Source organism: Sodalis sp. RH14 (assembly GCF_047324285.1).
Lineage (GTDB): Bacteria > Pseudomonadota > Gammaproteobacteria > Enterobacterales > Enterobacteriaceae > Acerihabitans.
The window spans coordinates 684,288-698,630 of record NZ_CP178739.1; the positions used below are offsets into that span (position 1 = coordinate 684,288).

Annotated in this window: 11 protein-coding genes; 7 read left to right on the forward strand and 4 right to left on the reverse strand. The window is 59.4% G+C overall.

The window, feature by feature from the left end:
• Positions 1 to 101 precede the first annotated feature (101 nt).
• Both ACL2XQ_RS03000 and cysQ read left to right on the forward strand, forming a co-directional pair.
• The gene (locus tag ACL2XQ_RS03000) at positions 102 to 722 is read left to right on the forward strand and encodes a peptidylprolyl isomerase (RefSeq protein ID WP_410016541.1); all 621 of its coding nucleotides are present in this window, start codon (positions 102 to 104) and stop codon (positions 720 to 722) included.
• A gap of 120 nt (positions 723 to 842) precedes the next feature.
• Positions 843 to 1,589 (forward strand): 3'(2'),5'-bisphosphate nucleotidase CysQ, encoded by a 747-nt coding sequence (gene cysQ / locus ACL2XQ_RS03005; RefSeq protein WP_410016540.1) that lies wholly within the window; start codon positions 843 to 845, stop codon positions 1,587 to 1,589.
• Between the two features lie 7 nt (positions 1,590 to 1,596).
• Here cysQ and ACL2XQ_RS03010 read toward each other — a convergent pair whose 3' ends face one another.
• Positions 1,597 to 2,166 carry a YtfJ family protein gene (locus ACL2XQ_RS03010; RefSeq protein ID WP_413731304.1) on the reverse strand — a complete coding sequence of 190 codons (570 nt, stop codon included), beginning with the start codon at positions 2,164 to 2,166 and terminating at the stop codon, positions 1,597 to 1,599.
• Positions 2,167 to 2,463: 297 nt separating this feature from the next.
• Between ACL2XQ_RS03010 and ACL2XQ_RS03015 the strand changes: the two genes are divergently transcribed.
• Complete coding sequence (locus tag ACL2XQ_RS03015) at positions 2,464 to 2,670, forward strand: DUF1107 domain-containing protein (RefSeq protein ID WP_162364102.1); 207 nt, start codon at positions 2,464 to 2,466, stop codon at positions 2,668 to 2,670.
• Positions 2,671 to 2,787: 117 nt separating this feature from the next.
• On the opposite strand, the gene ACL2XQ_RS03020 is transcribed toward ACL2XQ_RS03015, so the two are convergent.
• The gene (locus ACL2XQ_RS03020; protein ID WP_410016538.1) at positions 2,788 to 4,119 is read right to left on the reverse strand and encodes a hemolysin family protein; all 1,332 of its coding nucleotides are present in this window, start codon (positions 4,117 to 4,119) and stop codon (positions 2,788 to 2,790) included.
• Between the two features lie 289 nt (positions 4,120 to 4,408).
• On the reverse strand, positions 4,409 to 5,050 hold the full coding sequence (gene msrA / locus ACL2XQ_RS03025) for a peptide-methionine (S)-S-oxide reductase MsrA (RefSeq protein WP_410016537.1): 642 nt from the start codon (positions 5,048 to 5,050) through the stop codon (positions 4,409 to 4,411).
• A 229-nt stretch (positions 5,051 to 5,279) separates the two neighbouring features.
• Here msrA and tamA point away from each other — a divergent pair, with 229 nt between their 5' ends.
• From tamA to ACL2XQ_RS03040, 3 genes are read left to right on the forward strand one after another with little or no spacing between them, the layout of a single operon-like run.
• Positions 5,280 to 7,016 carry an autotransporter assembly complex protein TamA gene (gene tamA / locus ACL2XQ_RS03030; protein ID WP_410016536.1) on the forward strand — a complete coding sequence of 579 codons (1,737 nt, stop codon included), beginning with the start codon at positions 5,280 to 5,282 and terminating at the stop codon, positions 7,014 to 7,016.
• Positions 7,013 to 10,828 carry an autotransporter assembly complex protein TamB gene (tamB, locus tag ACL2XQ_RS03035; RefSeq protein WP_413740047.1) on the forward strand — a complete coding sequence of 1,272 codons (3,816 nt, stop codon included), beginning with the start codon at positions 7,013 to 7,015 and terminating at the stop codon, positions 10,826 to 10,828. The genes tamA and tamB overlap by 4 nt, the downstream gene beginning before the upstream one ends.
• 2 nt (positions 10,829 to 10,830) lie before the next feature.
• Positions 10,831 to 11,178, forward strand: a complete 348-nt coding sequence (locus ACL2XQ_RS03040) for a gamma-glutamylcyclotransferase (RefSeq protein WP_410016534.1) — start codon at positions 10,831 to 10,833, stop codon at positions 11,176 to 11,178.
• Between the two features lie 69 nt (positions 11,179 to 11,247).
• Here ACL2XQ_RS03040 and ppa read toward each other — a convergent pair whose 3' ends face one another.
• Positions 11,248 to 11,775, reverse strand: coding sequence for an inorganic diphosphatase (gene ppa / locus ACL2XQ_RS03045; protein WP_410016533.1), 528 nt, complete (start codon positions 11,773 to 11,775; stop codon positions 11,248 to 11,250).
• Positions 11,776 to 12,045: 270 nt separating this feature from the next.
• On the opposite strand from ppa, the gene ACL2XQ_RS03050 reads away from it, so the two are divergent.
• Positions 12,046 to 13,650, forward strand: coding sequence for a methyl-accepting chemotaxis protein (locus ACL2XQ_RS03050; RefSeq protein WP_410016532.1), 1,605 nt, complete (start codon positions 12,046 to 12,048; stop codon positions 13,648 to 13,650).
• Positions 13,651 to 14,343: the final 693 nt, after the last annotated feature.

A 14,343-nucleotide genomic window follows, 5' to 3' on the forward strand; every position in this document is an offset into this window, starting at 1 on the left:
CCTGCCCGATGCAGGACTCATATTCATCATAGAGGATTTTACCCCAAACGCCTGCGCTGTTATGCTGCGCCTTTCGCTTTTTACCATTTCAAGGAAAAAACATGAGCGTACCTTCTTTAGACAGCGTGGAAGCCCAGGCCAGTTACGGCATTGGTTTACAAGTGGGCCAGCAGTTGCAGGAGTCGGGACTGGAAGGCTTGCTGCCCGAGGCCCTGCTGGCCGGGCTGAGCGATGCGCTGGCCGGCAATTCCCCGGCGGTGCCGGTTGACGCCATCCACCGCGCCCTGCGCATTATCCATGAACGCGCGGACGCGGTTCGCCTCGATCGCCAGCAGCATCTGGCGGTGGCGGGACAGCAATTCCTGGACGCCAATGCCAAGGAAGAGGGCGTGCGCCAGACGGAGTCCGGTTTGCAGTTTAAGGTCCTGGCGCAGGGCGACGGCGCCATACCGAGCCGCCAGGACCGCGTGAGCGTCCATTATACCGGGCGTTTGCTGGACGGCACGGTATTCGACAGTTCGGTACAGCGCGGCCAGCCGGCGGAGTTTCCGGTTAACGGGGTTATTCCCGGCTGGATAGAAGCCCTGACGCTGATGCCGGTCGGCTCGAAGTGGGAATTGTACATTCCGCACAACCTGGCCTATGGCGAGCGCGGCGCCGGCGCGTCCATACCGCCGTTCAGCGCGCTGATCTTCGAAGTCGAGCTGCTGGAAATCCTCTGATCCCCGCGGGGCGCGTTTGGCGTGCCCCGCCGCCGACACCCGCCGCTAGATTATTCCGATGGCTATTTTGTGAAAAAAAGCTAGTCTGGTGAATATGATGTAATGATCCAGAGGTGAGACATGATTGAACAGATTAGCCGGCTCTCGCGTGAGGCGGGCGCTGCGATTATGCGGGTCTACGATGGCGGTGCGCCCGTCGAGCTGACCCATAAAACCGACGATTCACCGCTCACCGCCGCCGATCTGGCGGCGCATCGGGTTATTGTCGCCGGACTGAAGGCGCTGGCGCCCGATATTCCCATTCTGTCCGAAGAGGACCCGCCGGCGTGGGACGTGCGCCGCGGCTGGACCCGCTTCTGGCTGGTGGACCCGTTGGACGGCACCAAGGAGTTTTTGCGGCGCAACGGCGAGTTCACGGTGAATATTGCCTTGATCGAAGACGGCCAGCCGGTAATGGGCGTGGTGTATGCCCCGGCCACCGATATCCTTTACGCCGCCGACGCCGGCAATGCCTGGAAGATAACGCCTGACGGCGAACGGCTGGCCATCCACTGCAAGGAGGCCCGGCCCCCGCTGGTGGTCATCAGCCGTTCGCACAGCGACGATAGCGAATTACAGGATTATCTGGCCCAACTGGGCGAGCATCAAACGGTGACCATCGGCTCCTCGCTGAAGTTTTGCCTGGTGGCGGAAGGCAGCGCGCAGCTTTATCCCCGCTTCGGACCGACCAGCGTCTGGGATACCGCCGCCGGCCATGCGGTGGCCGCCGCCGCCGGCGCGCTGGTCAACGACTGGACCGGACGCACGTTGGATTACCATCCCCGCGAATCCTTTCTGAATCCGGGTTTCAGGGTGTCGTTGTTCTGAACCGGCCTTAATGCGCGCCGCCTGGCAACAGGCGGTGCAGTAGCGTGGTGACCTGCTGTATCTCGGCAAACGACAGCGCGCCCTCCTTGGCATACCGTACCCGCCCCTGGGCATCCAATACCATGACCGCCGAGCTTTTCGGCTGCAGATGCCACGCCTGCAGTACATTGCCATGGGCATCCAGAATAAACTGGGAACCGGGATAAATGGTCTTGTGATTTTCCACCCAGTTGCGGGCGAACGAGGGCCCGCTGCCGAAGACGGCGTCGTTTTCGTTGATGATTGTCGTCGTTTGGTAATATTTAGCCGGTAAGTTGGTTTTCTTGAGCGCCTCAATCATCGCGGCGTTCATCTCGCTGGCGGAGGATTGGGCGGCAATATGTTGCACCAGTCTGATTTTTCCCGCGAGCTGCGAGCTATCCCAGAATTTATAGCTAAACTTCTCTTTCTGGAGCAGCAATTCGCCTTGTTCGGCGACCGCCACCTTAGGTAGGGTCTTGCCGATAACCAGGCTATGGGCAAGGGCGCCGCAGGATAGCGGCCATGCCAGGAGTAATACGATTAACGGGCAGCGCATGATGCGGCTCCTTTAAGCGAAGGGAGGCCCGGATCGGCGCCGGGCGAGGGGGTTACCACCCCGATCGCCGTATTGCGCCGGATGACCAAGCTAATGCGTTTTCAGCATATTAGTACTGCTGTAATAGATAGGGCTTTTATAGCATTCTGTCAAATTGTGTAAAAGCAGCTCAGTGTTCTGTTGTTGCGTGAACTTAAGCACATATGAAGACTCTTATAAAGTGCTAGTGTGAGTTCCCTTGCCGGGTTTAACAACGCAACGGCAGGACGAGAAAAATAACGGGAGTTGAGTAAAAAAATGAGAATCTTCCATCGCTATAACGCTATCAAGGTAGCAACCTACGTTAAGACTTTATTCCGCGGTCGTATTTATATCAAAGGCTTCGGCGCCTTCGAATTTGATAAAGGCAAGATTTTGCTGCCGAAGGTGCGCGACAAGCAGCATTTCCACGTCATGTCGGAAGTCAACCGGCAGGTCATGCGGCTCCAGTCCGACATGGGCTGACCGGCCCTTTTCCTGATTACCCTGCCCGCAATACGATAATGACCTGCCCCCGGCGACTGCGCGCCCGGGGGCAGGATAAATCGCGCCTAACGGCGGGACGTGGACCGGACTCTCGCCTCAGGCAACGTGCGAGGTGTCCGTCGTCTTGGCCAGCACCAGCGTGGATTTTTCCTCAATACGGGTCACCAGCAGCTGATCGATTTTATAGCTGTCGATGTCCACCACTTCGAATTTATAGCCGCCATAGCGTACAAAATCAGTACGTTTAGGTATCTTGCGCAGCATGAACATCATAAACCCGCCGATGGTTTCATAATTTCCCGCCTGCGGGAACTCATCGATATGCAGCACCCGCATCACGTCGTCGATGGGCGTGCCGCCCTCGATAAGCCACGAATTCTCGTCACGGGTAACGATCTGCTCTTCCAGCCCCTGTCCCACCAGGTCGCCCATCAGGGTGGTCATCACGTCGTTAAGGGTAATGATGCCCACCACCAGCGCGTATTCGTTAAGGATCACCGCAAAGTCCTCGCCCGCGGTCTTGAAGCTTTCCAGCGCTTCCGACAGGGTCAGGGTATCCGGTACGATCAGCGCCGAGCGGATCTGGACGCCGCTGTTCAACGCCAGGCTTTGGTTGCCCAGCACGCGGTTAAGCAAATCTTTCGAATCCACATAACCGACAATATGGTCAATGTTGGCGTCGCAGACCAAAAACTTTGAGTGAGGATGCGTTGAGATTTTTTCTTTTATACTGTCCTCGGTCTCGCGCAAATCGAAATAAATGATGCTTTCGCGCGACGTCATGGACGAGGGCACCGTGCGGGACTCCAGCTCAAACACATTCTCGATGAGCTCATGCTCTTGCTTGCGCAGCACGCCCGCCAGGGCGCCGGCCTCCACCACCGCGTAGATATCATCGGAGGTAATGTCGTCCTTGCGCACCATCGGCAGCTTCAGCATGCGGAAAATGACGTTGGCCAAACCGTTAAACAGCCAGACCAGCGGGCGGAAAACCAGCAGGCAGAAGCGCATCGGGTTGATAATCCGGATGGCGCAAGCCTCCGGTGAAATCATACCGATGCGTTTCGGGGTTAAATCGGCGAACAGGATAAACAGGCTGGTGACCAGCGTAAATGAACAGATAAAACTGATTTGATCGGCCATCTCCGGCGACATAAAACGAATAAGAATGGAGGCGAAGGAAGGTGAGAACGCCGCATCGCCCACGATACCGCCGAGGATAGCCACCGCGTTCAGGCCGATTTGGATGACGGTAAAGAAGATGCCGGGCGTCTCCTGGAGCTTAAGCACGCGTTTGGCGTTGATATTCCCTTCATCCGCCATCAGCTTGAGTTTAATTTTGCGCGAAGCGGCGAGGGAGATTTCCGATACGGAAAAAAATGCGCTCACCGCGATTAATAGCAGGATAAGCAGGATACTGTTTAGCATAATTCGACCACTTCGGGCTGACAGTTATGCCAGCGCGCCTTTGAAGGGCAACGTGTTGGTTAAAGATAACATATTTCAGTCTGTTACGGGGAGCCGAAACGTCATTTACGGCTGCGGGCAGCCTGCAGCGACAATGGTCAGCCCGTTGCGGATACGCGACGTCATCAACTGCCCGACCGACAGTGGGCACAGTATAACAGCAGCCCCCTGGGGGCTGCTAAGATTAATAACGTGATGGTTTCCGGCGTCTTGGCCAGAGCCGGTTTATCAACAGGCCCCGCTGGCGAGATTACGCCTGCGGCGGCATGCATACCCCGATGCCGCCGAGATTACAGTACCCCTGCGGATTTTTGTGCAGATATTGCTGGTGCTCGTCCTCGGCATAGTAGAACGGCGTGGCCGGTTCGATGGCGGTGGTGATGGCGCGCCGATCGCCGGCCTGCTCCATCGCCTGCTGGAAACGCTGTTTGCTGGCCTGCGCCTCGCGTTCCTGCTCCGGGGTCAGCACAAAAATCGCGGAGCGATATTGCGAACCGATATCGCCGCCCTGGCGCATACCCTGCGCCGGATCGTGATTTTCCCAGAAATACTGCAACAGCTCGCGATAGCTGATGATTGCCGGGTCAAACACCACCCGCACCGCTTCCGCATGGCCGGTCTGGCCGGTACAGACTTCGCGATAGGTTGGGTTCGGCGTATAGCCGCCGGCAAACCCCGCCGCCGTGCTGTAAACCCCCGGGATCTGCCAGAACAAACGCTCCACGCCCCAATAACATCCCATGGCGAACAGCGCCACCTCCATATGATCGGGAACGTGAGTCATGGAATGGCCGTTAACCACATGGGTGGTCGCCACCGGCATCGGCGTCAGGCGGCCCGGCAGGGCTTCGCTTTGTGATACAAGCTGGGTTTTATCAAAATTCTGCGCCACGATAGACTCCTGTTGAGACGATTATCGAAATAATGGGCTATTGCCTGTTGTCTTGTACACTTTCTTTACAGACAATAAACGCCAATATTACGTTAAGCTGTAAGCTTATGACTGTATTTTAGGGTAAAAGGACTAAAAACAACCCCAGGGTCGTTTAATAATAAATATGACGGCGATTGTGCGCGTAAGGAATCCACCCGCGGGAAAGTAAGAAAATTCAGGAGCCAGCGTGCCAAATAATCGCCTTCTTTGCCTGTTTTGCATTCTACTGGCTACGCCATGGTCCTACGCCGCCAACGTGCGATTGCAGGTGGAAGGACTGGAGGGAGAATTGCAGCGTAATGTCCGCGCGCGCCTGTCCACCATCGGCGCGGATGAAATCACGGCCGATGCGCGATTCCAGGCGCGCGTCGACGGCGTGGTGCGGGAAGGGCTGCGCGCCCTGGGCTACTACTCGCCGCAAATCGATTTTGAGTTCCGCCCGGCGGTCAACGGCGGACGGCCCGTGCTGCTGGCCAAGGTCGCGCCCGGCCAGCCGGTGAAAATCGCCGGCGTGAACATCAGCCTGCGCGGCGACGCGCGCACCGATAGGGATTACCTGGGCCTGGTGCGGCGCAGCCGGCCGGCCATCGGCAGCGTGCTCAATCATGGCGATTACACCAATTTTATCAGCGGCATGACCGGCCTGGCGGTACGCAACGGTTATTTTGACGCGGATTTCCCCAAGCGGCAGCTTGGCGTATCGCCGGAACGCCACGAAGCGTTCTGGGATGTGATCTTTGACAGCGGCCAGCGTTACCGCTTCGGCAAGGTGCGTTTTCACGGCGCGCAAATCCGCGAGGACTACCTGCAGAATATTCCCGCTATCCGCGAGGGCGACGAGTACAGCGCCGTCTCGCTGGCGGAGCTTAACCGCCAGCTTGCCGCCACCAACTGGTTTAACTCGGTGGTGGTCTCGCCCGATTTCAGCGCCGGGAAAACCAATAAGGTCCTGCCGCTGGACGCGGTGGTAACGCCGCGCAGCCGCAATATTATCGAAACCGGGGTCGGATTTGCCTCCGACGTCGGGCCCCGGGTCAGAACCACCTGGAACCGGCCCTGGCTCAACGACCGGGGCCATAGCCTGCAGACCACGCTGAGCGTATCCGCTCCCGAGCAGGCGCTGGATTTCAGTTATAAAATCCCGCTGCAAAAAAGCCCGCTGGAGCAATATTATGTGGTGCAAAGCGGGTTTAAGCGCGAAGACCTTAACGATACCAAATCCGATGCCACCACGGTCAACGTGGCGCGCTTCTGGGATTCTTCTTCCGGCTGGCAGCGCTCGGTCAACCTGCGCTGGAGCCTGGACCATTTTACCCAGGCCAATGTCACCGATACCACCATGCTGCTCTATCCCGGCTTCACGGTTAACCGTACCCGGCAGCGCGGCGGGCTGATGCCCACCTGGGGCGACTCCCAGCGTTATTCCATCGACGTGTCCGATACCACCTGGGGCTCGGATGTGGATTTTTTCATTCTGCAGGCGCAAAACGTCTGGGTACGCACCCTGGCGGATAAACACCGTTTCGTGGCGCGCTATAACCTGGGCTGGATCGAAACCAATAATTTTGATCGCGTGCCGCCGTCCCTGCGTTTTTTCGCCGGCGGCGATCGCAGCATCCGCGGCTACCGGTTCCGGGCCATATCTCCCCGCGACGAGGATGGCAAGCTAACCGGCGCCTCGAAGCTGGCCACCGGTTCCCTGGAGTATCAATACAATGTGACCGGCAGGTGGTGGGGAGCCACCTTTATCGATACCGGCCAGGCGGTGAATGATTTCCGGCAGACCAGCCTGAAAACCGGCGCCGGCGTCGGGGTAAGATGGCAGTCGCCGGTAGGCCCGATCAAACTGGACGTGGCCGCGCCCGTAGGCGATCCCGAGGAACATGGATTGCAGTTCTACATAGGATTAGGGACAGAACTATGAGTCTTGCAAAAAAAATCGGCCTCGGCATCCTGACCGTTATCGTACTGCTGCTCGGCGCGCTGGCGTATCTGATCGGCACCACCAGCGGCCTGCATCTGCTGCTGAACGGCGCCGCGCGCTGGGTGCCGGGACTGGACATCGTCAGCGTCAGCGGCGGCTGGCGCGATCTGACGCTGAAGGGGGTGCGCTATCAGCAGCCGGGCATGACGGTAAACGCGAACGAGCTGCATCTCGCGCTTGATTTCTCCTGCTTTCGGCACAGTGCGCTGTGCGTCAACGATCTTGCCTTGAGCGGGGTGGATGTGGCGATTGACACCGCCGCGCTGGCGCCGGGCCAGCCGGACGCCCCGGCCGCGGCGCAGGACACCACGGCGATAAGTACCCCCTATCCGCTGATCCTGCGTAATCTCAGCGTCAACGGGGTGCGGGTGCAAATCGACCATACGGTCATCGCCCTGGACAGGTTCCACAGCGGCATGGATTTTCGCGGCAATACGCTTATCGTCACGCCCACGGAGATTAATGGCCTGCTGGTGGCCCTGCCGAAAGCGGCGGCGGTGCTGGCCGACCAGGCAATCGACGCCGTGGCCCAGACCGATGAGCAACGACGCGCCGCCGCCCGCCTGGCGGCCGAAAAGGCGGCGGCACAGGCGCCGCCCTTGGCGGAAACCTTAAAGGCGCTATTCGCCGCCCCCGTGTTGCCCGGATTGCCGGATATCCAGGTGCCGCTCAATATCCAACTGCAGGAACTGCGCGGTACGGACCTGCGGCTTACCGGCGATACCGATATCCAGGTAACAAGCTTCCTGATGCAGGGGCGGACGCTGGATCGGGAGATCACCCTGGAACGCCTGCGCATCGACGCCGTGCAGGGTTTGCTGAGCGCCAGCGGCAAGGCGCGCCTGGAGGGACAATGGCCGCTGGAATTAACCGTTAACACCCAACTGAATATCGATCCGGTCAAGGGCGAGAGGATCAGGCTGACGGTCGGCGGCAGTTTACGCGATCGCCTGGATACCGCCCTGAATTTTTCGGGGCCGGTCAAGGCGCAAATCAATGCCGGCCTGCGCCTGGCCGACAGCGGCCTGCCGCTGGAGGTGACGTTCGCCAGTCCTGGCGCGCAGTGGCCGTTGACCGGCGAACCGCAATATCGCCTGCGCGATCTGGCGCTGAAGGTTGATGGCAAGGCGGTGGATTATACGCTTGCCATGCAGGGCGCCGTCAGCGGCGAGGGCCTGCCGCCGGCGGATATGTCCCTTGAGGGGAAAGGCAATCCCACGCAGTTTACCTTGACGCGCCTGCGCGTGGCGGCCCTGGAGGGAACGACCGATCTGACGGCGGTGATTGACTGGAGCGATGCGGTGAGCTGGCGGAGCGAACTGACGCTCAGCGGCATCAATACCGCCCGGCAATGGCCCGATTGGCCGGCCCGGCTCGCGGGCAAGATTTCCACCCGGGGCAGCATCCACGGCGGCAGTTGGCAACTGCGTATCCCCGAACTGACGCTTAACGGCAATATCAAACAAAACCCGGTGACCGCCCGCGGCTCCCTGAGCGGCAACGCCGCCGGACAGTGGCATATTCCCGATCTCCGGCTGGCGCTGGGGCGCAACAGCCTGGATATCAAGGGTGATTTAAACCAGCAACTGGCTCTCGACGCCGTGCTCGATGCGCCGAACCTGAACGGCGTCCTGCCCGGCCTGGCCGGCACCGCCCGCGGCCGGTTTACGGTACGGGGCGAGCGGCAAACGCCGCAGGTCAACATGGATCTTAACGCCGTCGGACTGCGCTGGCAGTCCCTGGCCGTGCGTCGCATCGCCCTGGCCGGCAATCTCCGCGTTAGCGATATCGTGCGCGGCGACCTGAACCTGCGCCTGGATCAACTCCAGCAGGATAACCTGCTGGTGCGCCAGCTTAGCCTGGCGGTAACCGGCGACGAGCGCCGCCACCAGCTGCGCCTGAATTTGCAGGGCGATCCGATTGCCGGCGAGTTATCGCTTAACGGCGGGTATGATCGGCAGCGGCAGCGCTGGCAAGGCGCCCTGACCCAGACGCGTATCGGCACGCCGGTGGGCGACTGGCGGTTAACCCGCGCCATGACGCTGGATTATCAGCATAGCTCGCAGCGCGTCGTTATCGGCCCCCACTGCTGGCAGAATCCCAACGCCCGGCTTTGTGTTCCCGCCGCCATCGACGCCGGCGCCGGCGGCCGGGCCGCGGTGGTGCTCGAGCGTTTCGATCTGGCGATGATCCGTCCCTTCCTGCCGGCGGACACCGCGCTGAGCGGCCTGTTTACCGGCCGGGCGGAGGTGAGCTGGCAACCGGGCGGCGGATTGCCCCAGGCGCGAATCGCCCTGGTGGGCAGGGGGGTAAAGGTGGTACAAAATGTCCAGGGCAATGCGTTGCCGGTAGCCTTCGAGACGTTAAATCTCAACGCCGGCCTGGATCACGACCGCGCGCGTCTGGACTGGCAGGTGGGCATTGCCGGCAACGGCCAGTTTACCGGCCAGGTGGCGGTGGCCGATCCCCAGGGGCGGCGCACGCTTTCCGGCGACGTTACTATCAGCCGGCTGTCGCTGTCTGTCCTTAACCCCATTTTGTCGCGGGGAGAAAGCGCCGCCGGCATCCTGGACGCCCGTCTGCGCGTCGGCGGCAGCGTCGCCCGGCCGCAGCTGTATGGGCAATTGGGCCTGGACCGGCTGCTGATGCGCGGCAACTGGATGCCGTTTGCCATGAATGAGAGCCGTCTGGCGATGGTGTTCAACGGCACCAGTTCGACACTGCAAGGGGTTATCCACACCACCCATGGACAGCTTAACCTTGGCGGCAGCGCCGACTGGAGCAATATCAGCGCCTGGCGCGCGCGGATCGCCGCCCAGGGCTCCGGGATAAGAATTACCGTGCCGCCCATGGTGCGCATGGATGTCTCACCTGATATTGTGTTGGAGGCCGCGCCGCAGGTCTTTACCCTTAACGGCCGGGTCGATATACCCTGGGCGCGGATCGAGGTGAAGGAATTGCCGCCGAGCGCGGTGGGCGTGTCGCCCGACGAAGTGATCCTCGATAAGCAGCTGCGCCCGGTGGAACAGGCAAAGGTCAACACGGTTATCAACAGCAACCTGGTTATCCATGTCGGCCGCGATGTGCGGCTGGATGCCTTCGGACTGAAGGCGCGGCTGGAGGGCGATCTGAAAATGATCCAGGATAAGCAGGGCCTGGGCCTGAACGGCCAGATCAATATCCCGTACGGCCGTTTCCGGGCCTATGGGCAGGATTTGAGCGTCCGGCGCGGGCAATTGATGTTCGCCGGTCCGCCGGATCAGCCGCTGCTGAACGTTGAGGCCATTCGTAACCCGGATAACACGGCGGATGGTGTGATCGCCGGCGTCAGGGTGACCGGCATGGCGGATCAGCCACGGCTTGAGGTGTTCACCGAACCGGTGAAATCGCAGCAGGAGGCGCTGTCTTACCTGCTGCGGGGCCAGGGGCTTAATACGCCCGGCGCCGACAGCAGCGCGATGACGTCGATGTTAATCGGGATGGGGGTTGCGCAAAGTGGGCAACTTGTGGGTAAAATCGGCGCAGCGTTCGGGGTAAGTAATTTAACCCTGGATACGCAAGGTGTCGGCGACGAGTCCCAGGTCGTGGTCAGTGGTTATGTTGCACCCGGCTTGCAAGTTAAATATGGGGTCGGTATTTTTGATTCATTGGCAACGTTAACGTTACGTTACCGTTTAATGCCGAGACTTTATCTGGAAGCCGTGTCTGGTCTCGATCAGGCATTGGACTTGCTCTATCAGTTTGAGTTTTAACAATGCGAATAATTGTCTACGGTAGTCTGCGACGCAATCAGGGCAACAGTCATTGGATGACGAACGGCCAGTGGTTAGGCGATCACGTGATCTCCGGCTTTGAATTATACGATCTCGGTCATTATCCGGCGGTCGTCCCCGGCACGGGAACGGTATATTGTGAGGTATATCGCATTGATTCCTCGACGTTGGCCGAGTTGGATGCCCTGCGCACCAAAAGCGGCGAGTATAAACGGGCCCTGATCGCGACGCCTTACGGCGGCGCCTGGATGTATGTCTACCAGCGGCCGGTGGAGGGATTGCGGCGGTTGTTGAGTGGGGACTGGGTAAAACGCGCCGAAGAATCCTGAACCTTGAGTGATGGCAAGGAAATGCGCAAACCAGGCTTTGCGCATTTCCTGGACAGGGACAGGCGTAACTTATTTCTTAGCGCGTTCGAAGGAGGCGATAATTTCCGCTTTAGCGGCTTCCGCGTTTTCCCAGCCCGACACTTTCACCCATTTGCCTGCTTCCAGATCTTTATAATGTTCGAAGAAATGGGTGATTTGCGCCCGCAGCAGCGGAGACAAGTCTTCCACGTCTTTCACATTGTCGTACTCTTTCGTCATTTTGGTGTGCGGCACCGCCACCAGCTTGGCGTCTTCGCCGGCTTCGTCGGTCATCTTGAGCACGCCTACCGGGCGGCAGCGAATAACGGAACCGGGTTGCAGCGGGTACGGCGTCGGCACCAATACATCGACCGGATCCCCGTCGAGCGAGAGGGTATGGTTGATGTAACCGTAGTTGCAAGGGTAAAACATCGCGGTGGACATGAAACGATCGACAAACAGCGCACCGGTTGCTTTATCAACTTCGTATTTGATCGGGGAAGCGTTGGCCGGGATTTCAATCACGACGTAAATATCCTCGGGAAGATCTTTTCCTGCCGGTACCAGATTCAAGCTCATGTCAGTTTCCTTAACCTTTCCAATAATAATGGCCTAGCGCCTATTATAACCAAAAAATGCGGTAGTTCACCGCCGAATACTTGCCTGCGGCGAATTAACCGACCCAATCCGGCCTGTGAGGTGACTCACATAACGGATATATAACGGATTGATCCCCGCTGAATCGTTAAAGTCTTCGCCGGTGCCACCGATAACCGATGCAGGGCGGAGTGTACAGCCTCTGCCGGGTGATTTGTATTCATCAACATCTGAAAATGCAGGGGCGGAGCTATGTTGAAAACCATGAGCGTCAAGGTTGGATTACTGACCTGGCTGATCGTGATGACCATTATTTTATTTATTGTCGGTGGTATCGGCATTCGTACCATTCAGCAAAGTTCACGTTCCCTGCAAGCCATTAACCAGGTTCAGGGCGAGGAGCTGGGCCTGTTATCCCGCAGCTATAACGCTTCGCTCAGGGCGCGCACAGAGGCGTCACTGGCGGTAAGGCAGTATGAGACCGGCCTTATCAACGAAGCCCAGGCATCGACGGCCAATGTCAAGGCGTTGGCCAAGCTGGCCGACCAAGATATGGCGGCGTTTCTGGCGACCGGTTCGGTGACCGCCGAGGGCGCCAGGCGCGCCCAGCAGCTGAACCTGGTGTATCAGCGTTATAATGAACAGGGCGTTAAGCCTGTCATGGTCGCCCTGAATAATGCGAATCCGGACGGGTATTATCAGGTGCTGGAGACGCAGCTTACTCCGCTCAGCCTGGAGATGGATAAGGCGCTGGACACTTTTCAGCACTATGCGCTGCAGACCGGGCAGCAGATCCAGCGTGACGCCGCCGATGCCGCCCGTATCCAGTTGATGCTGACGATTGTCGCCTGTGTGCTGGCCCTGGTGTTGTCGGTGATAGCCTGGCTGGCGGTGCGCAGATTTATCCTGCGTCCGCTGGATGGCGCCATTGTCCATCTGGAACATATTGCCGCCGGCTCGCTGTATTATCCGGTGAGCGCCAGTAAAGCCACCGAGCTGGCGCGTCTGAACAATGCGCTGTCGTTGATGCAGGATGCGCTGGCCGGCACCGTGAGCGAGGTGCGTGTGGCGGGCGGCCAAATCGATACCGGCACGCGGGAATTGGCCCAGGGCAATACCCATCTTTCCCAGCGGACAGAAGCCTCCGCCGCGGCGCTTGAACAGACGGCGGCGAGTATGGAGCAGCTGACCCAGACGGTGAAACTGAATGCCGAGCATGCCCGTCAGGCCCATGAGCTGGCCAGGGCGGTGTCCGATACCGCCGACAAGGGGAGCGAGGTGGTCTGTTACGTGATTGAAAAGATGCAGGCGATTACCGCGAGTTCGCGTCGTATCGCCGATATCCTGGGCGTGATTGACGGTATTGCGTTCCAGACCAATATCCTGGCGCTGAACGCGGCGGTGGAAGCGGCGCGCGCCGGCGAGCAGGGCAGGGGATTTGCGGTGGTGGCCGGGGAGGTGCGTAACCTGGCCCATCGCAGCGCGGAGGCGGCGAAGGAGATCAAGGGGTTGATCCAAGAGTCGCAGGGGCGGGTTAACGAGGGGTCGGAGATGGCCCATACCGCCGGCGAGACCATGGATGAAATTTCCGAGGAAGTGATGCGGGTGACCAAGCTGATGCGTGAGATTTCCAATGCCACCGATGAGCAGAGCCGCGGCATTGAACAGATTAGCCTGGCGGTGTCGCAGATGGACGCGGTGGCGCAGCAGAACGCCTCGTTGGTGGAGGAATCAAGCGCGGCGACGCGTTCGCTGCAGGCGCAGTCGCAGCAGTTGGCGAAGAGTATGGCGGTGTTTCAGCTTGAGGAGGTGGCGGCAGTGGCGGAAGAAGTGAGTGACGTGGAGGCGGCGGCCTGAAGGTGTAGTACCGCTGATCTGGCGTTGGCGCGTGCTCCCTTGGACATATCTGTGTTGAGTTCGGCGTTGGCGGGCTGATATGGTCCGGCCATCATGTTGGGCACCCGTGAATATGGATGTCGCCACGGCGGGGGGGGGGTAGCTTGCGGCGAGGGTTATGTCGTTGCGGTAAGGTTTATGATGCCGCGGTGAGGGTTATGTCGTTGCGGTAAGGTTTATGATGCCGCGGTGAGGGTTATGTCGTTGTGGTAAGGTTTATGATGCCGCGGTGCAGGTTTCGCTTGCCGTGCGTTCGGTGGTTATATGCAGTGCCGGGTGCCGGCAAGCGACAAAGAGGCCGTACCGCGACGGCCTCCTTGACCTCCGAGCGGCCGGCAGATCGTGCGCCGCTGCGCGGTTCCCGGCAGCGCTGCATCCCGGCTTTTTGGACCGCCCGATATGCGCTCCCAGCGCAATCCGGGCTTTCGCCGCTCCCGGCGGCTCATCCAGCCGCGATGCGCGCCGCCGGCGCACTCTATGCCGGCATCACGTCAACACCATCGCCTGTGAGCAAATCGGCGTTTTGGGGTTCTTAGCGGTATGCGCTTACCGGGAAAACTACCAGTATTCATTTTTTTAGTGGTTGATGGCTGAAAGCGTATTTTTTACTGCTAAAATTTAACGCTGAATGATGAATGTTTTACTGTTCGACTG